The 22,456-nt window shown below is 38.1% G+C and carries 22 protein-coding genes, 1 pseudogene and 1 riboswitch; of the genes and pseudogenes, 7 read left to right on the top strand and 16 right to left on the bottom strand.

Going from position 1 to position 22,456, the window contains the following annotated elements; genetic code table 11:
• Positions 1 to 2: 2 nt before the first annotated feature.
• From ACZ11_RS08055 to ACZ11_RS25075, 4 genes and pseudogenes are all read left to right on the top strand, one after another.
• Positions 3 to 236: a hypothetical protein gene (locus ACZ11_RS08055; RefSeq protein WP_049665156.1), complete on the top strand. Its 234-nt coding sequence runs from the start codon at positions 3 to 5 to the stop codon at positions 234 to 236.
• A 38-nt stretch (positions 237 to 274) separates the two neighbouring features.
• On the top strand, positions 275 to 1,825 hold the full coding sequence (locus tag ACZ11_RS08050; protein ID WP_082172720.1) for a GerAB/ArcD/ProY family transporter: 1,551 nt from the start codon (positions 275 to 277) through the stop codon (positions 1,823 to 1,825).
• A 4-nt stretch (positions 1,826 to 1,829) separates the two neighbouring features.
• Positions 1,830 to 1,948, top strand: a pseudogene (locus ACZ11_RS27480) (spore germination protein); the annotation flags it as partial.
• 161 nt (positions 1,949 to 2,109) lie between these two features.
• Positions 2,110 to 4,728: an endospore germination permease gene (locus tag ACZ11_RS25075; RefSeq protein ID WP_082172719.1), complete on the top strand. Its 2,619-nt coding sequence runs from the start codon at positions 2,110 to 2,112 to the stop codon at positions 4,726 to 4,728.
• 66 nt (positions 4,729 to 4,794) lie between these two features.
• Here the strand turns inward: ACZ11_RS25075 and metA are convergent, their stop codons facing one another.
• Positions 4,795 to 5,730: a homoserine O-acetyltransferase MetA gene (metA, locus tag ACZ11_RS08040; protein ID WP_049665155.1), complete on the bottom strand. Its 936-nt coding sequence runs from the start codon at positions 5,728 to 5,730 to the stop codon at positions 4,795 to 4,797.
• A gap of 157 nt (positions 5,731 to 5,887) precedes the next feature.
• Positions 5,888 to 5,998, bottom strand: a riboswitch (SAM riboswitch).
• Positions 5,999 to 6,192: 194 nt separating this feature from the next.
• Here metA and ACZ11_RS08035 point away from each other — a divergent pair.
• Entirely contained in the window at positions 6,193 to 6,564 is a 372-nt protein-coding gene (locus tag ACZ11_RS08035) for a nucleotide excision repair endonuclease (RefSeq protein ID WP_049665153.1), read from the top strand.
• Between the two features lie 71 nt (positions 6,565 to 6,635).
• On the opposite strand, the gene ACZ11_RS08030 is transcribed toward ACZ11_RS08035, so the two are convergent.
• Positions 6,636 to 7,418 carry a TrmB family transcriptional regulator gene (locus ACZ11_RS08030; protein ID WP_049665151.1) on the bottom strand — a complete coding sequence of 261 codons (783 nt, stop codon included), beginning with the start codon at positions 7,416 to 7,418 and terminating at the stop codon, positions 6,636 to 6,638.
• Between the two features lie 126 nt (positions 7,419 to 7,544).
• Between ACZ11_RS08030 and ACZ11_RS08025 the strand changes: the two genes are divergently transcribed.
• Positions 7,545 to 8,318, top strand: a complete 774-nt coding sequence (locus ACZ11_RS08025; RefSeq protein WP_049665149.1) for a TSUP family transporter — start codon at positions 7,545 to 7,547, stop codon at positions 8,316 to 8,318.
• 142 nt (positions 8,319 to 8,460) lie between these two features.
• On the opposite strand, the gene ACZ11_RS08020 is transcribed toward ACZ11_RS08025, so the two are convergent.
• The 5 genes from ACZ11_RS08020 to ACZ11_RS27230 all read right to left on the bottom strand — a co-directional run bounded on the left by ACZ11_RS08020 (position 8,461) and on the right by ACZ11_RS27230 (position 12,753).
• Positions 8,461 to 8,673 (bottom strand): methyl-accepting chemotaxis domain-containing protein, encoded by a 213-nt coding sequence (locus ACZ11_RS08020; RefSeq protein WP_134008403.1) that lies wholly within the window; start codon positions 8,671 to 8,673, stop codon positions 8,461 to 8,463.
• Positions 8,674 to 8,878: 205 nt separating this feature from the next.
• On the bottom strand, positions 8,879 to 10,324 hold the full coding sequence (gene panF, locus ACZ11_RS08015; RefSeq protein WP_049665146.1) for a sodium/pantothenate symporter: 1,446 nt from the start codon (positions 10,322 to 10,324) through the stop codon (positions 8,879 to 8,881).
• Positions 10,324 to 10,587 carry a YhdT family protein gene (locus tag ACZ11_RS08010; RefSeq protein ID WP_049665143.1) on the bottom strand — a complete coding sequence of 88 codons (264 nt, stop codon included), beginning with the start codon at positions 10,585 to 10,587 and terminating at the stop codon, positions 10,324 to 10,326. Before ACZ11_RS08010 ends, panF begins: the two co-directional genes overlap by 1 nt.
• Positions 10,588 to 10,792: 205 nt before the next feature.
• A complete protein-coding gene (locus ACZ11_RS08005; RefSeq protein WP_049665140.1) occupies positions 10,793 to 12,484 on the bottom strand; it encodes a methyl-accepting chemotaxis protein in 1,692 nt (563 codons plus the stop codon).
• Between the two features lie 140 nt (positions 12,485 to 12,624).
• On the bottom strand, positions 12,625 to 12,753 hold the full coding sequence (locus ACZ11_RS27230; RefSeq protein WP_269079315.1) for a hypothetical protein: 129 nt from the start codon (positions 12,751 to 12,753) through the stop codon (positions 12,625 to 12,627).
• Positions 12,754 to 12,943: 190 nt separating this feature from the next.
• Between ACZ11_RS27230 and ACZ11_RS08000 the strand changes: the two genes are divergently transcribed.
• Positions 12,944 to 13,504, top strand: a complete 561-nt coding sequence (locus ACZ11_RS08000; RefSeq protein ID WP_049665138.1) for an AAA family ATPase — start codon at positions 12,944 to 12,946, stop codon at positions 13,502 to 13,504.
• An 81-nt stretch (positions 13,505 to 13,585) separates the two neighbouring features.
• Here ACZ11_RS08000 and ACZ11_RS07995 read toward each other — a convergent pair whose 3' ends face one another.
• From ACZ11_RS07995 to ACZ11_RS07955, 9 genes are all read right to left on the bottom strand, one after another.
• Positions 13,586 to 15,052 (bottom strand): class I adenylate-forming enzyme family protein, encoded by a 1,467-nt coding sequence (locus ACZ11_RS07995; RefSeq protein ID WP_049665135.1) that lies wholly within the window; start codon positions 15,050 to 15,052, stop codon positions 13,586 to 13,588.
• A gap of 16 nt (positions 15,053 to 15,068) precedes the next feature.
• Entirely contained in the window at positions 15,069 to 15,800 is a 732-nt protein-coding gene (gene fabG / locus ACZ11_RS07990) for a 3-oxoacyl-ACP reductase FabG (RefSeq protein ID WP_049665132.1), read from the bottom strand.
• Positions 15,784 to 16,695: an intracellular short-chain-length polyhydroxyalkanoate depolymerase gene (phaZ, locus tag ACZ11_RS07985; RefSeq protein WP_049665130.1), complete on the bottom strand. Its 912-nt coding sequence runs from the start codon at positions 16,693 to 16,695 to the stop codon at positions 15,784 to 15,786. Before phaZ ends, fabG begins: the two co-directional genes overlap by 17 nt.
• A 12-nt stretch (positions 16,696 to 16,707) precedes the next feature.
• On the bottom strand, positions 16,708 to 17,712 hold the full coding sequence (locus ACZ11_RS07980; protein ID WP_049665128.1) for a 3-oxoacyl-ACP synthase: 1,005 nt from the start codon (positions 17,710 to 17,712) through the stop codon (positions 16,708 to 16,710).
• Entirely contained in the window at positions 17,709 to 18,728 is a 1,020-nt protein-coding gene (locus tag ACZ11_RS07975; RefSeq protein ID WP_049665125.1) for a branched-chain amino acid ABC transporter permease, read from the bottom strand. The genes ACZ11_RS07980 and ACZ11_RS07975 overlap by 4 nt, the downstream gene beginning before the upstream one ends.
• Positions 18,725 to 19,597, bottom strand: a complete 873-nt coding sequence (locus ACZ11_RS07970; RefSeq protein ID WP_049665123.1) for a branched-chain amino acid ABC transporter permease — start codon at positions 19,595 to 19,597, stop codon at positions 18,725 to 18,727. Before ACZ11_RS07970 ends, ACZ11_RS07975 begins: the two co-directional genes overlap by 4 nt.
• 15 nt (positions 19,598 to 19,612) lie before the next feature.
• The gene (locus ACZ11_RS07965; protein WP_049665122.1) at positions 19,613 to 20,320 is read right to left on the bottom strand and encodes an ABC transporter ATP-binding protein; all 708 of its coding nucleotides are present in this window, start codon (positions 20,318 to 20,320) and stop codon (positions 19,613 to 19,615) included.
• Positions 20,295 to 21,071 (bottom strand): ABC transporter ATP-binding protein, encoded by a 777-nt coding sequence (locus tag ACZ11_RS07960; protein ID WP_049665120.1) that lies wholly within the window; start codon positions 21,069 to 21,071, stop codon positions 20,295 to 20,297. Before ACZ11_RS07960 ends, ACZ11_RS07965 begins: the two co-directional genes overlap by 26 nt.
• Before the next feature lie 92 nt (positions 21,072 to 21,163).
• On the bottom strand, positions 21,164 to 22,408 hold the full coding sequence (locus tag ACZ11_RS07955) for a substrate-binding domain-containing protein (protein WP_049665119.1): 1,245 nt from the start codon (positions 22,406 to 22,408) through the stop codon (positions 21,164 to 21,166).
• Positions 22,409 to 22,456 lie beyond the last annotated feature (48 nt).

Here is a 22,456-nt window from a genome sequence, read left to right as displayed (position 1 = left end):
CCATGATTATGACGATATTCATACTAATAATTTCAGTTGTTATTGCCTTTGTCTTCATCCCAAAATTAAAAAAAAATAAAGAAACGAAAACGATTGTTATTTTTTCGATTTTTTTATTGATCGGCGTTGCATTAAATATTGGGGTCTCATTAAGAATCAAAATTCCAAGCCCACTTGATTTGATTACCTTTATTTTTTCACCTATTAAAGATTTAATCGTCTCCCTGACAAAATAATAAGGAACTTTATGTTAAGAGAAAGGGGTAGCGTTCATATGGGAAAAGAAATAATTAGTTCAAGACAGTTTATGATCATTACCCTTCTCTTTTCAATTGGGACAGCCATTTTAATTCTCCCTGCTAGTGTAACAATCGAAGCAAAGCAAGATGCATGGATTGCAGCTATCTTTGGTGTCGTTTTAAGTTTACCCGTAATAAAGCTTTTCGTTGCTTTCGGAAATACAACACCTACCCTTACATTTGTAGAGGCTAATGAAAAGATACTAGGTCGTTTTTTCGGAAAATTTACTTCTATTGGCTTTATTCTGATAGCCCTTCTTTCTGCAGGTGAATTATTATATTTCATTGGAATTTTTATGAAAACGGAAATTATGCCAGAAACACCTACGACGGCCTTTGCATTTCTGTTCAGTATTATCATTATTTATGCTGCATTTCTCGGAATTGAAGTTTTTGCCCGTTCTGCAGAAATACTATTTCCTATATTTATTTTAATTTTTATTTTCTTTGTAATTTTTATTTCACCATCCATCAAGATTGAAAATTTACAGCCAATAATGGAAACGCCAAAAGAATCAATATTTTTTAGTATGATCCGATTTATAAGTCTTTTTTCATTCCCACTTGTCATGTTATTAATGATTTTCCCTTCCGCAGTTAACGTCCAAAAATCTGCACAAAAAGGTTTTTACATTGGCTCAATGATTGGAGGGATTGTCTTAATTACTATCATTACACTGTGTATCCTTGTCCTAGGTCCGGCAAATACAGCTTCTAGGACATTTCCAAGCTATTCATTAGCTCAAAGAATTTCAATCGGGAATTTTTTGCAGCGTATTGAAGTTATTATGGCAACCATGTGGATTATATCAATTTATATTAGAACTTTTATGTACTTTTACGCTGCTGTCGTCGGCATCGCACAAATATGTAAAATTAACAATCATCGACCGCTCATTTTTCCACTCGGAATGATTATCCTTGGACTTTCACAAATTGTTCATCCTAGTATCATTCATTCAGATATTTACAATAGAGACACATGGCCTATATTTTCCCTCGTTGTCATGGTTTTATTACCATTAGTTTTATTAATTGTCGCGAAGATTCGCAAAATTAACGGTAATCAAGGAAATAATACACAAAGTAATTGTAGTACACAGAATGAAAATGATAGTAATAACGGTAATGCTACTCAAGGTACAGGTAGCAATAATAACGATAATTCTTCACAGAGTAATAGTAGTAACAATGGCGATAATACTACACACAATGTAAGTAATAGTAATAACGTTAATTCTACTCAAAATGCAAGTAGTAGCAATGCCGGAAATGCTACTCAAAATGAAAATAGCAGCAATAACGATAATTCTACTCAAAGTGATAGTAGCAACAATGTCGGAAATGCTACACAAGGTGAAAGTAGCAGCAATAACGATAATTCTACTCAAAGTGATAATAGCAGCAATAACGACAATCCTTCACCGAGCAAAAGTGATTACGCTTCAAGCGATACTACTCAGAATGATAGCGATACCGGCAATACTCCAAACAGTGATAAAAATAAAGAGTCTCCAGAAAGTTAGCAGCATAGTACCAACTCCTATGCTTATAAGTGAGCATCTCAACGAGAAGGGGTTCCCTTCCCTGCCATAGTCGAGGCACTCATCACGGAGATAGCCTTTGAGGTGTTAAGAGAAGTGGGTCTTTTTGTTATTATTCCGATTTTTTGTTAATCTCCGGTACATTATAAAAATCGAAATTCCGAGCCCACTAGACTTGCTAACTTTTATTTTTTCACCAAATAAAGATTTAATTGTCTCCCTGACTAAATAATAAGGAACTTTTAAGAAAAAGGGGTAGTGTTCATATGGAAAAAGAAATAATTAGCTCAAGACAATTTATGATCATTACCCTTCTCTCTTCAATTGGGACAGCTATTTTAATTAGCCCTGCTAGTGTAACAAAAGAAGCGAAACAAGATGCCTGGATTGTAGCGATCATTAGTGTCGTATTAAGTTTACTCTTAATAAAGCTTTTCGTTACTCTAGGAAAACGGACACCTACCCTTACATTTGTAGAGGCTAATGAAAAGATATTAGGTCGCTTTTTCGGAAAAATAACTTCGATTGGCTTTATTATTCTATCCTTGCTTTCTGCCGGTGAATTATTATATTTCATTGGGATATTTATGAAAACAGCAATTATGCCAGAAACACCTATGATGGCCTTTGCTTTTCTGTTCAGTATTATCATTATTTATGCAGCATTTCTAGGAATTGAAGTTTTTGCCCGTTCTGCAGAAATACTATTCGCCATGTTTATTTTAATTTTTATTTTTTTTGTAATTTGTATTTCACCATCCGTCCAAATGGAAAATCTACAGCCAATAATGGAAGCACCAGCAAAATCATTATTCTTTAGTATTATTCGATTAATGAGTATTTTTTCATTCCCACTTGTCATATTATTAATGATTTTTCCTTCTACTGTTAACGTCCATGAATCAGCACAAAAAGGTTTTTACATTGGCACAATTCTTGGAGGGATTGTCTTAATTGCTATCATCACACTGGCTATCCTTGTCCTAGGTCCGGCCAATACTGCTTCTAGGACATTTCCTAGCTATTCATTAGCCCAAAGAATTTCAATCGGGCGTTTTTTGCAGCGTATTGAAGTTATTATGGCAGCCATGTGGTTAATATCAATTTATATTAAAACTTTTATGTTTTTTTACGCTGGAGTCATCGGCATCGCGCAAATATGTAAAATTAAAAATCATCGACCGCTCATTTTTCCATTCGGAATGATTATCCTTGGACTTTCACAAATTGTTCATCCTAATATCATTCATTCAGATATTTACAATAGAGAAACCTGGCCTATTTTTTCCTTTTTTTTCGCAATCTTACTACCATTAGTTTTACTACTTGTCGCGAAAATTCGCAAAATTAACGGTAATCAAGGAAATAATACACAAAGTAATTGTAGTACACAGAATGAAAATGGTAATAATAACGGTAATTCAGCCCAGAGTGCTAGTAGCAGTAATGGCGGTAATGCTACACAAGGTACAGGTAGCAATAATAACGGTAATTCTTCGCAGAGTGATAGCAGTAGCAATACTGGAAATGCCACACAAAGTGAAAGTAATAACGGTAATTCTACACAGAGTTCTAATAGCAGTAATGGCGGAAATGCTTCTCAAAACGTAAGTACTAGTAATAACGATAATTCTTCTCAAAGTGATAGTAGCAATCCTGGAAATGCTACACAAGGTGCAGGTAGCAATAATAACGGTAATTCTTCGCAGAGTGATAGCAGTAACAATGCTGGAAATGCCACGCAAAGTGAAAGTAATAACGGTAATTCTACACAGAGTTCTAGTAGCAGTAATGGCGGAAATGCTACACAAGGTACAGGTAGCAATAATAACGGTAATTCTTCGCAGAATGATAGCAGTAACAATGCTGGAAATGCTACGCAAAGTGAAAGTAATAACGGTAATTCTACACAGCGTTCTAGTAGCAGTAATGGCGGAAATGCTTCTCAAAACGTAAGTACTAGTAATAACGATAATGCTTCTCAAAGTGATAGTAGCAATCCCGGAAATGCTACACAAGGTGCAGGTAGCAATAATAACGGTAATTCTTCGCAGAATGATAGCAGTAACAATGCTGGAAATGCTACGCAAAGTGAAAGTAATAACGGTAATTCTACACAGAGTTCTAGTAGCAGTAATGGCGGAAATGCTACACAAGGTACAGGTAGCAATAATAACGGTAATTCTTCGCAAAGTGATAGCAGTAGCAATGCTGGAAATGCCACGCAAAGTGAAAGTAATCACGGTAATTCTACACAGAGTTCTAGTAGCAGTAATGGCGGAAATGCTACACAAGGTACAGGTAGCAATAATTACGGTAATTCTTCGCAAAGTGATAGCAGTAGCAATGCTGGAAATGCCACGCAAAGTGAAAGTAATCACGGTAATTCTACACAGAGTTCTAGTAGCAGTAATGGCGGAAATGCTACACAAGGTACAGGTAGCAATAATAACGGTAATTCTTCGCAAAGTGATAGCAGTAGCAATGCTGGAAATGCCACGCAAAGTGAAAGTAATAACAGTAAATCTACACAGAGTTCTAATAGCAGTAATGGCGGAAATGCTTCTCAAAACGTAAGTACTAGTAATAACGATAATTCTACTCAAAGTGATAGTAGCAACAATGACGGGAATGCTACACAAAATGAAAGTTGTGGTAATAACGATAATTCTACCCAAAGTGATAGTAGTAGCAATGCCGGTAATACCACTCAAAATGAAAGTAGTAATAATACCGGGAATGCTACTCAAAATGAAAATAGTAGCAATGCTGGGAATGCTACTCAAAGTGCAAGTAGTAGCAATATCGAAAATCCTTCACAGAGTGATAGCGATACCGGCAATACTCCAAGCAGTGATAGAAATAAAAATTCATCAGAAAATTAGACAGCATAATGTTAAAAATGATGACCCTGAAATATCAAGGTCATCATTTTTTTAATTGCTACAGTGTTAAATATGATATTCAATCTCATCAACGAAATCCCATTCGTATGGTGTTTCTTGGTAAACATAGTAGTTCAACCAATTCGAGAATAATAAATGTGTATGTGCACGCCATGAATTAATCGGTTCATTTGATGGGTTATCATGTGGGAAGTAATTCACCGGTACATCAATATCTAATCCTTTCGCAACATCACGACTATACTCATCAGCTAAAGTTGACGCATCATATTCAAGATGGCCAGTAATCATAATGTTTTTATTATCCTTAGATTGCACAATGAAAACGCCAGCATCTTCTGAATAAGAAAGTAATCGTAAATCAGGATGGCTAAGTACTTCTTCAATTGATACGGATGTATAACGTGAATGTGGTGCCGTAAATAAATCACTAAAGCCACGAACTAAATCCACTGTTAAATCCGTAATGACGTGAGAATACACACCCGAGCATTTAGCAGGAAGCCCAATTTTACCGATGCCGTAATGATGGTATAACGCTGCCTGTGCACCCCAACATATATGTAAAATCGAAGTTACGTTTGTTTTGGACCAATCCATAATTTCTGAAATTTCCTGCCAGTAGTTCACTTCTTCAAATGCCATTTTTTCTACTGGTGCACCCGTAATAATCATGCCGTCATAGCGGCGATGACGAATTTGATTGAATGTCGTGTAAAATAACTGTAAATGTGATTTACTGACATTTTTCGATTCATGTGTAGCCGTATTTAAAAATGTAATATTTACTTGTAAAGGTGTATTCCCCAATAAACGCAGTAATTGTAGTTCTGTTTTTTCTTTTTCTGGCATTAAGTTTAAAATTAATATATTTAACGGACGAATTTGTTGAGTTTTTGCTCTATCCTCTTCCATAACGAAGATTTTTTCCTCTCGTAAATGTTCTCCAGCTGGTAAGTTTTTCGGAATATTAATTGGCATCTTGCATTCCCCTCTCAATAATTTTTCTCTGTTAGAATCAATTAGTGCCTTAAGATCAATGCACGGGCCCTGCGCAAAGCTCAAATATCAAACGATAAAATTAAAAAATCCCCCTCATTCCATATGAGATAGAATGAGAAGGATTTTTCCACGTTCACTCTTATCTCTCAAAGGACAAATCCTTTGCTGGAATTAGCACCTTTCTAACTTTCGTTAGAGGTTGCTGAAGCGTCAACGGGCCAAATCCCTCAACTTCTCATGATAAGATTATTTAATTAAAATGAATTGTAACATGAACAATTAAGAATATCAATAATACATAGAATATTTTGTTATTAATCATGCATGTCATTATGTAATTTGTTAAACACTAATTGTGAAGCGAACTATGTTTATTCTATGGTAAACATGCTGTAATTATGTTAACATATACCTTTAGTAACAGAGAGGAACGTGAATAGTTTGATTAAAATTGAATTTCCAAAACCAGATTTAGTAATTCGCCAACGCGAACAAGATTTAAAACCAGGTGATGTACCTATCACACCGTACCATGGTTTTATTGATTTCCATAAAATCACACGTGAAAACGGTGGTATTTTCTTATTCTACAATGAAGAGAACGAATTATTATTTGTCGGTAAAGCACGTAAAATTCGCCAACGTATTAAAAAGCATTTTGAGGACAATGTATCACCGATGAAAAATCATCGTGATGAAGTTTTCAAAATTGAAGTGTATGAAGTGGAAGATCCAATGGAACGTGAAATTTATGAAACGTACGCGATCAATTCATTCCGCGCTAAATACAATGTTGATAAAGTATTTTATTAATATTTAACAATAAAGAATCTGCTTGCCCTCTGTAATGTACATGAAGGCTTGCAGATTCTTTTTCAATACTTTCATTCTAAGAAAAATGCTTTACGTTCTTTAGTAATCCATTCCTCAAGCACAGTATCATCGCGCTTTAACAGTCGATTGATAAGTACGTCGTGCCATATATAATCCTCTAATAAATAAATATGAACAGGATCATTTGTAATAAAAGCCGTTTCTTGATTTGCCGGAGAGTGACCATAAATCATTTGCTTGCCATCTATCGATAATATAAACCAATGAGGTGTAGACGCATTCCTCGTATAGCGAGTGATACGGTGTTGATCAATGGAAGCTAAATGGTCCTCCACATACAAGGTAATTCCATGAACAGGGATATGCTTCGCGACCTCATGTATATCTTCTCGCAATTCTTCATACATATCTTCCCACATCGATAATATAACTTTTTCCTGCGCTTGTTTTAATAATGACTGACAATAATTGACGATTGCCTCTTTCCCTTTTAGCGTGACAACCTTATGCTCCGCTTCCTGCTCTTTTATCTCTAATTTTTCTAATTGATCACTAATCGACGTAAAATTCGATTGCCAACGTTGCTGAATTTGTTGTAAAAACACAGTGACAGGAATGGAAGAGTATGTCGTTTGATCTGCCGTTTCTTCTTTCAGTACTAACCCTTTTTCAACAAGTACATCAAGTATGTCGTATATTCTTGCACGTGGGATGCCGGAATTTTTACTTACTTGATAGGCACTCACATGACTTTTTTGGACGAGTGCAGTATAGGCCTTTGCTTCATATTCTGTGAATCCCAGTTCTTTTAATTGGGCGATTAATAATTCCATCGAATCCCTCCATTACCTCTATTATAAGTTAAGGCCATGAAGATAAGCCAACGAAAAAAATTAGTCTTTACAGTTTCGCAAAATTTAGTTACTATTTCAGTAGTAACTATCTAAAGAGGTGTAAGCATGCTATTTGAAGTAGATTTAAATGTAGTTATATTATTAATATCTTTTGGATTTTTAGCCGCCTTTGTGGACGCAGTCGTTGGAGGTGGTGGCTTAATTTCATTACCTGCCCTTATGTTTGCTGGTTTAAATCCAGCGGCGGCCGTAGCGACCAATAAACTTGCCGGTACAATGGGATCATTGACATCAACTATTTCCTTTTATCGTTCCGGTCAGCTAGAAATTCGTTCGGTTATCAAGTACTTTCCATTAGCCTTTGTGGGATCACTTTTCGGAGCTTGGACTGTGCATTTAATCAATCCTGAATTACTAAAACCACTTATGCTCATAATGCTCGCAGCCGTTGCAGTCTATACAATCTTTAAAAAAGATTGGGGTTCAGTAGCTGCAGTCAAAAATTTAAAGTTTACGCACTTAGTTCTATTCATGCTGTTGTTATTTAGCATCGGGTTTTATGATGGGTTTCTTGGCCCAGGAACTGGCTCATTTTTAATTTTTAGCTTTTTATTAGTCGGCTTCGATTTTTTAAAGGCGGCAGGAAATGCCAAATTTTTAAACTTAGCAAGTAATTTAGCGGGTCTTTTAATGTTCGCCTACTTAGGTCAGATTCATTATGTCTATGGTTTACTAATGGGTATCGCTCAAATTGCAGGTGCACTCGTAGGCTCACGTATGGCGATTAAAAAAGGTAGCGGCTTTGTCCGCGTATTGTTTATTTTCGTAACGATTACTTTGTTAACTAAAAATGCGTATGATTACATCGTTCATCATTAAAAAAACGCCGTAGATTCTTAGCTCTACGGCGTTTTTGCTTTCTTTGGGTGTTCTTTCCTTCATATTGGGAGGTGTATCCGTCGCTTCGGGGGTTCTTCCGTCGGTTGAGTGATTCTTTCCGCCGCTCGGTAGGGTCTATCCGTCATTTCGAGGGTTCTTCCGTCGCTTTGAACGTTCTATCCATCAATTCAGAGATTCTATCCACGACTTTGGACGTTCTATCCACGACTTTGGACGTTCTATCCATCTTTTCGAAGGTTCTATCCACGACTTTGAACGTTCTATCCATCTTTTCGGTAGTTCTTTCCGTCGCTTCAGTGATCCTATCCGTCGCTCCAGAGGTTCTATCCATCATTTTCTTCCCGCCACATCAAGAATCCTAGCTGTTACTTCCAGGCGACTATCAGTCTCTTCAGGGATTCTTTCCGTCGCTTCAGTAATTCTTTCCGTCGCTCCGGAGGCTCTACTCGGTTCTATCCACCATTTCAAACGTTCTATCCATCTCTTATTGTCTACAATATAAAACGCCGTAGATTTCTAGCTCTACGGCGTTTTATTAATTAGATAAATAATTTTTCATTTTTAAATTTATGACTTGTTAATAAGCTAACAATAACGAAAATGAAAAAGGAAGCGACAATTGGAATTGTAACGGTATGCATGCCAAAGACAGAAGGATAAAAACGATCAATGATGATATATAAGGTCATACCCGAAATCATTGACGCAATCGCACCATATTTGTTGGCCTTTTTCCAATATAGTCCTAATACGACGGTCCAAATAAAGACTGACTCAAGTCCGCCAAAAGCAAATAAATTAAGCCATACTAATAAATCTGGTGGATTTAGTGCAAAAACGATTACTGCTAAACCGATCACTGCTGTAACAATAAAGCTTGCACGCTTGATTTCCGTATCATTAGCTGTTGGCTTTATATAATTTAAATAAATATCTTTTACTACTGTCGAGCTAACAAGCATCAGTAGTGCATTCACTGTAGACATCGTTGCTGCCATTGGTGCTGCTAAGACAACACCTGCTAAAAATGGCGGTAAAACCTTTAATGTCAGCAGCGGCATTACTTTATCGCCAATTTCAATACCTGGCATCACTGGTCGTGCTAAAACACCAATTAGATGCATCCCAAACATGATTGTCCCAATGGCAATGGTGCCAATGATGATGGCTAAGTGCATGCTTTTTGAATCTTTATAGCTCATTGCACGAACTGCGATTTGTGGTAGCCCCACAACTCCGACACCTATCAAAATCCAAAATGTAGAAACGTATAATGGCGTTAATTCACCTTCTGCTCCAAATGGAGACACTAGATTCGGATTCTCAGCGACAAGTGAAGCCATAATATTATCGATTCCTCCACCAGCGATGATTGTCCCAATTAATAAAATAATTGTTCCGATAATCATAATTGAGCCCTGCACTGTATCCGTCAATGCAACAGCGCGGAAGCCACCAATAATTACATAAACTAATACGGAGATTGCAAAAATAAAGAGTGCAGTTGTGTAGTTTAAGCCTGTTAATGATTCAATTAAACGAGCACCACCTACCCATTGTGCCATCATTGCAGAAAATAAAAAGATGATAATACTAATGGCTGATAGGATGACTATAGCATGACTCTTATAGCGTTCTCGTAAAAAGTCTATTAACGTGATGGCTTGATAACGTCTTGCGATAATAGCAAATTTCTTCCCTAAAATCATCAAAACAAAATAACCTGCAGGAAGCTGAGCCATCGCAAGTAATACCCAGCCAAGCCCTTTCGTATAAGCAATACCTGGACCACCAATAAAGCTACTTGCGCTTCCGTACGTAGCGATCATTGTCATAGCTAGGATGAAGCCTCCCATTTCACGACCACCTAGGAAGTATTCCTGTAAAAATGAATTGGAAGAGCGTATATGCTTATTTGACCAGATACCAATACCAAAGATGATGACTAAAAATAATAGCAGTGGAAAAATAACTTGCCAATGCATTATTGATCCACCTCCTCATCGTCAAATGGTACCTCTTTGAAAAAGAGTTTCATGACGACCCAGATTAAAATAATCATAAAGCCTGTCCCTGCAATACAGCTATAGAAAAACCATGCAGGGAAACCGAATACATACTTATAGCTTGTTGGATCACCAGAGCCTAGTCCATAGGCAAATCCAAACCAAATCGCAAAGTTAACGATAACAAGCCCGATACCGATAAGCGCCTCTCGATGCGCAATTTTAAAGCGTTGATCTTTCAAAATAAAGTCCCCCTAACCTACTCTATTTTACTGATATGTTCGTATTATGGGAACCTTTGTGAAAAAATAAATATCAATTAGCACAACTATTTTTTAAAAGTAACGATAAACAGAGATTTTCCCTTTATATCGCACCTCTATTCAATTGTATCTAAAAATATTCACTTTCCTTTTGTATACTTGTTTGTACCTTAAACAACATCCTTTAATATTGGAATTTTTTTATTAAGCCTTGCAACTCGTCTGCCTGTTGTGCCATCTCTTTTGCTGAAGAAGCCATATTGTCTATGAAGGCTAATTGCTCCTTAGCTGTTAACGTTACTTGTTCCGTACTTTCTGTTGCCTTGCTTGCAATGCGAGCCATTGCTTCTGTTGAGGCAGTAACTTCTTCAACACTTGCAGACATTTGCTCCGTTACAGTAGAGATGTCATGCAACTGTGTACTAACCCCTTTAATCGACAGCATGATCTTGTGGAAGGCTAGCTTTGTATCATCTACAACATCCATACCCGATGCTGCTTCCTTCGAGTTACTTGAAATAGCCGAAATTACATTGGCTGTATCATTTTGAATTGAATGAATTAGTGATGCTATTTGATCTGCAGATTCCTTTGATTGTTCTGCTAATTTGCGAACCTCGTCTGCAACAACAGCAAAGCCTTTCCCTTGTTCGCCAGCACGAGCCGCTTCAATTGCTGCATTTAAAGCTAGCAAATTCGTTTGATCTGCGATGCTTGTAATAACATCGACGATATTGCCAATTTGCTGTGACTGATCACCTAATATACGGACCTGCGCCTCTACATTGCCAGATGATTCATTAATAATTGTCATTTGATTCAATACACGGTTCAAAGAGTCATTTCCTTGAGCAGCCTCATCACTCATTGAATCTGCAGCATCTGAAACAGTTGAAGCGGTTTCAGCAACTTGTTGGATACCAATCGCCATTTCCTGCATAGCAGTTAAGCTATCACTTGTGCTATGTAATGTTGTTTTTGAACCATCCGCTAAATCTTCTAATGTTGATGTTAGCTGTCTTGTCATATCCGCTGTTTGCTGCGATTTAGTTGTTAAACCATCAGAGGATACATCAACCTGTTTAGAGGATTGGGCTATTTGTTGCATTAATACTTTTAAGCTTGACAGCATTTTATTAAAGGATTGCGCAAGCTCACCTGCTTCATCCCTGGAGTTAATTTGTAGCTGTTTTGTTAAATCTCCTTCTCCATCCGCAATGTCATGTAGTTGAATATTTATTTCTCGAAGCGGTTTCACAAATGCTCTTGTGAACAGGAAGCTACCTAGTACAGCAATGACTGCTCCGATGAACAATACAATGAGAAGCTTACCGATAAATGCAAAAATAATAGCATTAACCCCATCTATCGTTTCACCGACAAACCACATCCCAATGATGTCTCCATTTGCATCTTTAATGGGTGCATAAAGTGTTAAATACTTCGTTCCTACTACATCTGCTTCACCTATAAAGGTTTCCCCTTTTTTCATTACATTTTCAACGACTTTTGGATCAGCATCTTTGCCCACTAAACGTTCTCCATTTAGCTTTAGGTTGGTGATAAGTCCTTTAGAGCCTTGGAAAATGGTTACGCCGCCATCGATGCTTTCTCCTACCTCATCTACAAAGGCTTCCTGATTAACTATTTTTGTATCCCCTTTAAAAAGTTCCCCATTTTTTATAGACCAATCTCCCTTAAATCGTTCTTCTAGTAGCATATAACCGACCTTTGAAATATGGGTTATGCTTAGCTCAAAATTGTTACGCATAATTTGTTTCACTTGTATATGAGAAACAAATCCAATCATAACGCTTAAAAATATGATGACTCCCACTAAAAGTAAATTAAATTTTGTACTTATTTTTCTGCGCAAAAATTAATCTCTCCTTTCTCACACTTATTAGGAATATTATGTATAAAATATAAGCCAAGTTTATTAAACATTATTCTATAAATAGTTTCAATACATTATCAATAAATTAACATTTTTAATCAATATAGGGTGTTTTAGCATTAGGAAAAACGGTAAATTCGCAATGTAAGGTTGATTTCCGTTCCGACTGGGCGCTTTGTAGCTGTCGCTTTGCTTTCGCTACAGAAAACATTTGTTGCTGACGCTTCGCTTTCGCACAGTTTAAACATTTCGCTGACACTTTGCTTTCGCGCAGAGCAAAGCTTCCTGGAGTCGTCCAGTCTTCACTCCAATCAACCTATACTCATGACATATGTTTTAACAAAATGTCACCAACTCTCGTTCGCGAACTAAAAAACCTTCATTTTTTGGATTAGTTTGAAATTCATGGTAATATATCTTTAGAAAAGGAGAGAGAGTATGGAACTTGTTTTAATATTTGGTCCTCAAGCAGTGGGGAAAATGACTGTTGGACAGGAATTAGCTAAAATAACAGATTTGAAACTTTTTCATAACCATATGACGATCGATTTAGTTAGTCATTTTTTTAGTTATAGTACGACTGAAGGGAAAAAATTAGTTAATTTGTTTCGCCAGGAAATATTTGAAGAGGTATCGAAAAGTAATTTGTATGGTTTAATTTTTACTTTTGTCTGGGCTTTTAATATACAGGAGGATTGGGATTATGTGGACGATCTCGCTAAGCTTTTTGAATCCAGAGGAGGTACTGTCTACTTTGTAGAGCTGGAAGCTGATGTAGTGGAAAGGCTGGAACGAAATAAAAGTAGTAATCGACTTGAACATAAACCTTCAAAAAGAGATATTGAATGGTCTGAAAAAGACTTGAAAAGCTCGATGGAAAAATACAGATTAAATTCTATAGAGGGCGAAATAAATTATGCAAACTATATAAAGATTAATAACACCAACTTGAGTGCAGAAGAAGTTGCTTTGAATATTAAGAAAGCATTTCATTTATAAAACCGAAAAACGCCTGGATATCCAAGCGTTTTTTCTTCGTTTTCTGAAGCGTTTGCTATCATTATGCCAGGACGAAATGGCTTAATTCGCAGCTTTCGCATATATTTGTAATGCTTTTTTATCAATTTTCCCGACACTTGTTTTTGGCAATTCATCGATGAACATAATCTTTTTTGGAATTTTGTAGCGCCCTAGATGTTTGCTACAGATTTCTTTGATTTCTTCTAATATAGTATCTTGCTTACCCTGACAAACGATAACCGCTGCCACGATTTCTCCCCAATAATCATCTGCTACTCCAATTACCGCAACTTCTTGCACTAACTGATGGCGCAAAATACATTGCTCTACTTCCTGAGGATAAACATTTTCACCACCAGAAATAATCATCTCTTTACTGCGACCGACAATATAAAAGTCACCATCCTCATCCATTAGGGCTAAATCGCCGGTTTTTAACCACCCATCATGAATGATTTTTTCAGTCTCCTGCTGATTATTCCAGTAAAACCGAAACATATGCTTTCCTCTAACCAATAGCTCTCCCACTTCGTTTGGCGCACAGCTTTCTCCTGCACTATTGATAATTTTAGCTTCATTGAATTGCATGCTCTTTCCGACGGCCCCTTTTTTCAAATAGGCTGCCTCTGGAGAAATATAAAAATTATTTGGCCCCGCTTCTGTTAAGCCATAGCCCTCTTTAAAAAATAGCCCCTTCTTATAAAAAGCATCATATATTGGATACGGGCATGGTGCGCCCCCTGATAAAAAAACTTTCACTGAAGGGAAGCTACTGTTCTTAAAGTAATCCGTCGCTATCATCGCTTGGTACATTGTTGGCACAAAAAGCGATATCGTTGTCTTGTACTGATTAATCGCCTTAAGAGCGTTTTCTGCCTCAAACTTATCACCAATTACAACTGTACCGCCAGCCATTAGTAGCGGTATACATAAGGCATTCAAACCTCCTGTATGAAACAACGGCATATAATTTAACGTACAATCACTATCATTCAAACCCCAGCTAATAATTGTATTAATGGCGTTCCAATTCACAGAATTAAAGGATAGTACAACGCCCTTTGCCTTGCCAGTTGTGCCACCTGTATAAATCATTAACCAAGGATCATTAAGATCTACTTCTCGAATGCTGAGAACTGTTCCTTCATTAACTAAACGAAGAGAATTCATATTTTCGAAAGATAAAGGGCAATTCATCTCTTCATCGTAAAGCAGTAAAGAAGGCGTAGCATCTATCAAAATATCATTTAATTCCTTCGTACTCATACGCCAATTTAATGGCACGTAGATAAGTCCTCTTAATCCGCAGGCGAATAAAACAGCAAAAAGCTGTATATGATTTTTCGCAAATACGGCTACACGACTCCCAGCCTGCAAGTTTTGGCGCTCAAAAAAATGACTCCATTTTGCAATTTCCTCTGTTAACTGCTGATAAGTCCACTGCTCCTTAGTTTCTAGGTTCACCAATGCTAGTCGTTTAGGTGTTAGCGATGCACGTTTTAAAATCCAGGATTGCTCTACAAACATCTTGAAAGCCTCCTTATCACATCATAATTGCTCCATCCACATGAAGCGTGTGACCGTGGACATAAGAAGCCTCATCAGATGCTAAAAATAAATAAGCATTGGCAATATCCCTAGGTGTTCCTAATCTTTGCAGTGGGACGACTGAACGCATTTGTGCTAGCACATTTTCTGGCATTTTTTTCACCATATCTGTTTCTGTAAAGCCAGGTGCCACCGCATTCACGTTGATACCTTTGCGACCCAATTCCTTCGCCCATGTTTTGGTCATGCCGACAATAGCGGCCTTTGTGGCAGCGTAATTCGTTTGACCAACATTTCCATAGACACCACTGACAGAAGATGTATTAATAATTTTGCCCCCGCCGGCAGCAACCATATGTGGGATTACCTCTTGTGTACAATGAAACACTCCAGTCAAATTCACATCAAGCACTTGTTGAAACTGATCCTCTGTCATTTTTGTTAGCATCGCGTCACGTGTAATACCAGCATTGTTTATTAAAATATCGATTCGGCCTTCTCGCTCTATAACCGTTGCCACTAGCTTCTTGACGCTCTCTCTATCCGCAACGTTTACTTGCACAAATAATGCCTGATCCCCTAATTGCTCGGCAGCTGAAACACCCGCTTCCTCATTAAAGTCTGCAATGACAACGAATGCCCCCTCTTCAATAAATCTTTCAGCAGCAGCATAGCCAATCCCGTTCGCAGCTCCTGTAATAATGGCAACTTTATTGTTTAAACGCATAATTTTTTCCTCCAATTTCTAAAAATGCTTCAATTTCAGTTGTAAGCTGTGGTAAATCGTCAATTAATGGGGAGTGGCCGCAGTCTTTTAAGCTGACGAATTGTGCATTAGCACCTAAATCGAGCATTGTTTCGTCATTCATTCCTTCTGTTATGACGTAATCGCGATCGCCTCTTAATACTAAAATTGGAATGGTAATCTGTTGTGCCTCATGAGTGCCTTTGGCGACTTCATTGTCAACAGCACTTATATTGAAGACATTTAATGCATGATAAACTTCAGCTAAATTTCGTTGCGTCAGCATATCATCCACATATGTCTGATAGTGTGCTGCGCTAGGCTGATTATGAGTGTAAATAAGTGCGTTCCAGACGGACTGTAAGCCCTGCACATTTTTCGAATCGTAGAAGCCTTGTACTAATTTTGTTTTAGATGTATCGACGAGTACCTCTTCATAGGCAAATGCCCTCTTTAATGCTGTTTGATTGCCTGTACCTAAATCCGTGTAAAATGGATAGCCTCTCGTAGATGCCGAAGCTAGTAAAATAAGCTGCTGACAATAGCCTGGATACTGAGTGACAAACTGCATACATACAGCCCCGCCCGTTGACCAGCCAATCATGTCAAACTGTTTTAATTGAATAGCGTCCACAAAAAGCTTTACATCATCACTAAAATCTTTAATCGCGGAAATCGGTTTATGATAAGATGAACCACCAAAGCCTCGTAAATCCATCGCATAAATTGTATATTTTTCATCCAATGCATCGATTAGAACGTCCCAATGCTTGGAGGATGTCATATTACCATGAATTAGTAATAAAGCACGTTCCCCCCCTTGGCGTTTACGATAAGCAATCGTTTCTCCATTTGATAGCTGAACAGTTTTTAACATCACATTTCCCCCTTATCCCCATCTAATAGTAATAGCTCCCCACACATAGCCAATACCTGCACTTACAAGTGTGACGATGTCTCCATCGTGGATACGCCCTTCTTCTAACGCCAACTGCAACGACAATATTTGGTCAATCTGTCCGATATGACCATAATCTTGCAAGTATATAGACTGCTCCTGCTTTAAGCCGAGTTCATTTAAAATATAATCATGAGCAGATTTTTTCATGTGAAGCATCGCTAAGTAACTAATATCCCCCTCAGTTAATCCACTTTTCGCCAAGGATGTTCGAATTACCTTCAAAAAATTGCTTAAAGATTTTTGCTCTAAGCGCTCCTTCATCCCAATTGGATCTATCACATCTAGCTGATACAAATTATTCTCTAAATCATCCGGCGTCAAAGGTTTTTTTGTACCACCGACAGGCACAACTACATCCTCTGAGAACGAGCCATCCGTCATAATATCCGCCTCTAATAAATGATTCTTGCCATAGTTTTTTTGTAAAAGGATAGCGCCACCACCAGCTGCTAAATTGTACATAAAGCGTGTTCGAGGATTGCTGTAATCGATAAAATCAACATTTCGATAGCCACCAGCTAGGAGTACAGTATGAATAGTATCATCCGAAGCCATTAAGCTTTTCGCTAGTTTTAGTGCCATAATGGTCGTGCCGCACCTTAATTGCACATCAAATGCCCAAGCATTTACGGCCCCTAACTCCTCCTGCATTTTTATCGAGGCAGTCCACAAGGGATATTCCTTATGCTCCTCACCCATATAAATCACAACATCAATGTCCTTCGGGTCGATATTAGCCTTGCGTATAGCGTCCTGCGCTGCCCATACACCCATTTGAACCGTATGATCGTGCTCACCAGGAATAGGCTTTTCATAGATACCCATTTTTTGTCGAATAATATCCTCTGGAATATTGGAAAGCCTCGCAATCTCTTTTGCTGTCATTTTCGTTTGCGGAATATAGATTCCTGTACTTACAATGCCTACTGTCATTCAAATCGCTCCTTTTCCTGCGACGGGGCAACCGATGTTTGGTCTTTTTCCTTGTGCTTTAATCGCCATTTCCAAAACATCAGGCGCAGTGATCCAATAATTCCTTTTGGGAAAAAGATAACAGCTAAAATATAAAGAATCCCAAAGAAGATAATCCAACGTTCAAATATTGGATAATCACGAGCTAACCCAGAAAGTGCATGCTGTGCATATTCAATAACAGCCGACCCTAGTAATGGTCCAACTAATGTACCCACACCGCCAATAATCGTCATTAATAATGCATCTAGTGTAATGTCCATTGTCATCACACTCGTATTGACAAATCGTAGTGACACAGCATATAAGGAGCCTGCTAAGCTTGCAACGGTACCTGCCACAATCGATGCAATCACTTTATAGTGCAAAGTGTTATAGCCTAATGATTTTGTTCGTTGTTCATTTTCCCGAACTGCAATTAATATTCGACCCGTTGGCGAGTTAACGAAACGATACAGCACAAGAAAAATAACGACTAAGCATGCAAGTACGAAGAAATAAAACGTCATTCTATCTCTAAATATTTCAGGTGCTCTAAACGTAAAACCATCATTGCCGTATGTGACAGAACGCCATTTTTCTGCCACTACTAAAAATAGTCCCGAAAAGGCTAATGTCAGCATCGCAAAGAAATGACTTTTTAATCGAAGTGACAGTAAGCCCACTAAAAAGCTAATGAAGCCAGCTAGCAACACGCCAACGACGATAGATAATAAAAATGTTGAGAGTGTTGGCTCCATTTGTTTCAGCATGACAGCCGATGTGTAGGCACCTATACCAAAAAACATAGCATGCCCGAACGAGACAATACCTGTATAACCAAGGAGAATGTCATAGCTCATCGCTAAAATACCGAAAATAAAGATTTGCGTTAATAAAATCATGAGCGTTCTTGAATCATTGACGAAAGGGAGAAGCACTAATATTGCCAGCATGAGGAGAAAGCCTACATACTTTAATGAAAGCTTATTTTTCATGTCGATCTCTCCTTTCTCATAGCAAATAAACCTTGTGGTCGGAAGATTAAGACAACGGCCATTAAAATCATATTGACCGCGAGCGAAAGCACTGGCACATAATAAGCCATAAAGCTACCTGCTAAACCGACTAATATAGCTGCCAGGAGCGAGCCTGAAAAACTGCCCATTCCTCCAATTACGACAACGATAAAGCCTAAAATTGCATACTCCATGCCCATTTCCGCATAGATGACACCTGAATACGGAGCCATTAACATACCACTTAGCGCTGCTAGTGCCGCACCAACCATAAAGACATATAAAAATACCCGCTTTATATGAATGCCTAGTGCCTGTGCCATTTCTTTATCCTGTACACCAGCCCGAACGATTAGTCCAATCTTCGTTTTCTTTAACATGTATTGGAAAATACCGAAAATGATAAAACCTACTACAATAATAAATAATCGATATTTTATGATAATAACGTCTCCAATTTCCCAGCTACCCGTTAAGTAGCTCGGTGTTTTCACTGCCACACCATTTGGACCAAAAACAACTTTAATCAACTCCTGTAGCACAAGCATTAGCCCTAATGTAATTAAAATTTGCTGAATATGATTGCCATACACAGGTGTGATAATTAATTTTTCTGTAATAAGTCCCAACAAAGCTCCTGTTACGACGGCACCTACAATACCAATTAGAAAGCTCTCTGTGAACACATACGTAAAGATCCCCGCATAAGCCCCCCAAACGAATAAACCACCATGAGCAAAGTTCAAAACATCCATTAATCCAAAAATTAACGTCAGACCCGCTGCCAGTAAAAAAATTAACATGCCGGTTGCTAGGCCATTAATGACTAAATTGACGAATAGCTCCAATAAAATACACCACCTTTATCCGATTCCAAGATATTTTCTTTTTAGTTCTTCATGATGGATAAGATCTTGCATTTTGCCCGAATGAACTGTTCTGCCATCATCAATCAACGTATACGTATCGCCAATTCGGCTCGCCATAATAAAGTTTTGCTCAACAAGAATGATAGACGTTTGTTTTTTCATTTCAACGATGGCCTCCATCACTTTCTCTACCACTATTGGCGCCAGTCCTTTAGAAGGCTCATCAATCAACATTAACTTACTATCGTTGATAAATGCCCGTGCCATGGACAGCATTTGTTTCTGACCACCAGAAAGATGTCCACCAGCCTTCTTCCAAAATTTCTTTAAATCAGGAAACAACTCCAGCACATAAGTTTGTCGCTCTAAAGTAGCTGTATCTTCTTTGCGCATGGCCACTTTCATATTTTCCTCTACAGTTAAATCTGCAAAAATACCTTGGTTTTCAGGTACATAGCCTATCCCTAATTTTGCAACTTTATAGGTCGGGCTTTTTTTAATAGAATGTGAGCGAAATTCTACCTCGCCCTTTGAAGCAGGCGTTAACCCCATAATCGTTTTTAAAGTGGTAGTTTTGCCTGCACCATTTCTGCCGAGCAGCACACTTACCTGCCCCTCCTTTGCCTCAAAATTAACCCCCTGCAAAATATGGTATTGACCAATATGTGTGTGGACATCATTTAATTTCAGTAAGGTGCTCATCGTAAAGACCTCCTAAATATGCATTTTGTACGGTTTCATTTTTCATGATGTCCCCTGGTGTTCCATCCGCAAGGAGCTGGCCATTAAATAGAACCATAATCGAGTCCGACAAATCTAGAATCATGTCCATTTTGTGCTCAATGAGGAGAATGGTTTTATCACCTTGATTTTTAATAGTGTGAATCACCTCTAAAATCGTTGGCACCTCCTCTAAGGACATGCCTGCCGTTGGTTCATCAAGTAAAAGGATTTCCGTATCAAGTGCTAACAGCATTGCAATCTCAAGCTTTCTCTTTTCCCCATGGGACAGCATTGTCGTAAGGGCATCTCTTTTATTGTCAAGCAAGACAAGTGATAATAGCTCTTCCGCTTTTTCTGTAATCGCCTTATAGCTTTTATAATGGCGAAATAATTGATAACGAACTTTTTCCTTGGATTGCACAGCTAAACGGACATTTTCTAAAACGGTCAAGTTCGGAAAAACATTCGTAATTTGAAAAGAGCGCCCTAGCCCCATTCGTGTTCTTTCAATAGCTGATTTTTGCGCAAGTGATTGTCCTTTAAAATAGACATCCCCTTCAGTCGGCTTTAACTCTCCACTTAGCAAATTAAAGAAGGTTGTTTTTCCAGCTCCATTTGGTCCAATAATTGACTTCAAATGCTTTTCCGGCATATTAAAATTCACATGGTCGACAGCTGTGTGTCCGCCAAAACGAATGGTTAAGTTTTCTGTTCGTAAAATAGGTTCCATCGTATTCTCCTTTCTAGTACTTCCATCTCTCTTCACCCATTCTCATTTGAAAGTGGGTGAAGAGAGACAGAAAAAATTTCTGTCTCGTAATTTTACTTATTCATAATTGGCGGTGCCGTTTCTTCAGGGCTAAGCTCACGAATTAGCACTGGTACCGGATAATCTACACCATCTTGTTTTTCTAGACGAATAGAATACATCGACTGTAATGCTTGATGGTCTTCTTTTCGGAAAGTCATTGTTCCTTTTGGTGTTTCAAATGACATCCCTTCCATAATGCCAATTAGTTTTTCCGCATCCGTATCGCCATCTGATTTTTTCAGAGCATCTACAATTGAGATGGCTGCAGACATGCCTCCAGGCGTAAATAAATCTGGAACTTCATTGAAGCGTTTTTTATGTTCCTCTACTAACCATTTGTTTACATCATTTTGTGGTAACGTATGATAATAAACAGAGAACCCTTCCATACCGATTAATGGATTCATAAATTTCAATGCAATAATATCTGGTGCACCCGTTGAAATTTTAATGCCCTTTTCTTGAATTTTTAAATCTGCAATTTGATTCCACGGTGAGTTTGCGCCAGCCCATACAACAAATAAATAATCTGGTTTTGCATCAATTACTTTTTGCAAATTGGATGTAAAGTCAGTCGCTGCTGGATCTGCATATTCCTCTAAAACTATTTCTGCACCTAGCTTTTCCGCAGCTGTCTTAAACGCCTTTACCCCATCCCAGCCAAAAGAATAGTCCGGTGCAAATGTTGCAATCTTAACACCCTTCCCTGCAATTGCTGCCGCTGCTGCATAAGCATCCTGAGAAGAATTTCGACCTGTACGGAAAATATATTTATTAAATTCTGAGCCCGTAATGCTATCCGCTACCGCAGGCTCCACCACCATAATCTTTTGGTATTCTTCCGCAAGTGGTAGGACGGCTAGCGTATCACCTGAGCTAGAAGAACCTACTAAGAAATCAACCTTGTCATCTTCTAATAACTTTGTCGCTTTTTGTACCGCAACCTCAGGCTTTGTTTCAGTATCTTCATAGACAATTTCTATTTTCTTACCATTAACCTCCATCGTACCGCCTGTAGCATAATCAATCCCTAATTCAAAGCCATTCTTGGTTTGTTTCCCATACGACTCCAGAGCACCCGTCAATGACGCAAGCACACCGATTTTAATAGTGCCTCCTTCTTCAGTAGTAGTCCCCTTTGTATCATCCTCTGAAGCCTTACCATCCGTTGAACTATCCTTCGTCCCATCCGAATTACAAGCCACCATCAACATCGACAACATCAATAAAAGCACAAATAACCAATGCTTCTTCATCCCATATCCCCTTTCATAATAAGCTAAAAAGAAAGCGCTTTCGTTGCT

This window comes from Lysinibacillus xylanilyticus (assembly GCF_001183605.1).
Lineage (GTDB): Bacteria > Bacillota > Bacilli > Bacillales_A > Planococcaceae > Lysinibacillus > Lysinibacillus xylanilyticus.
The sequence above is the reverse complement of the archived record's forward strand: the minus strand, read 5'-3'. Positions and strand labels throughout refer to the sequence as shown.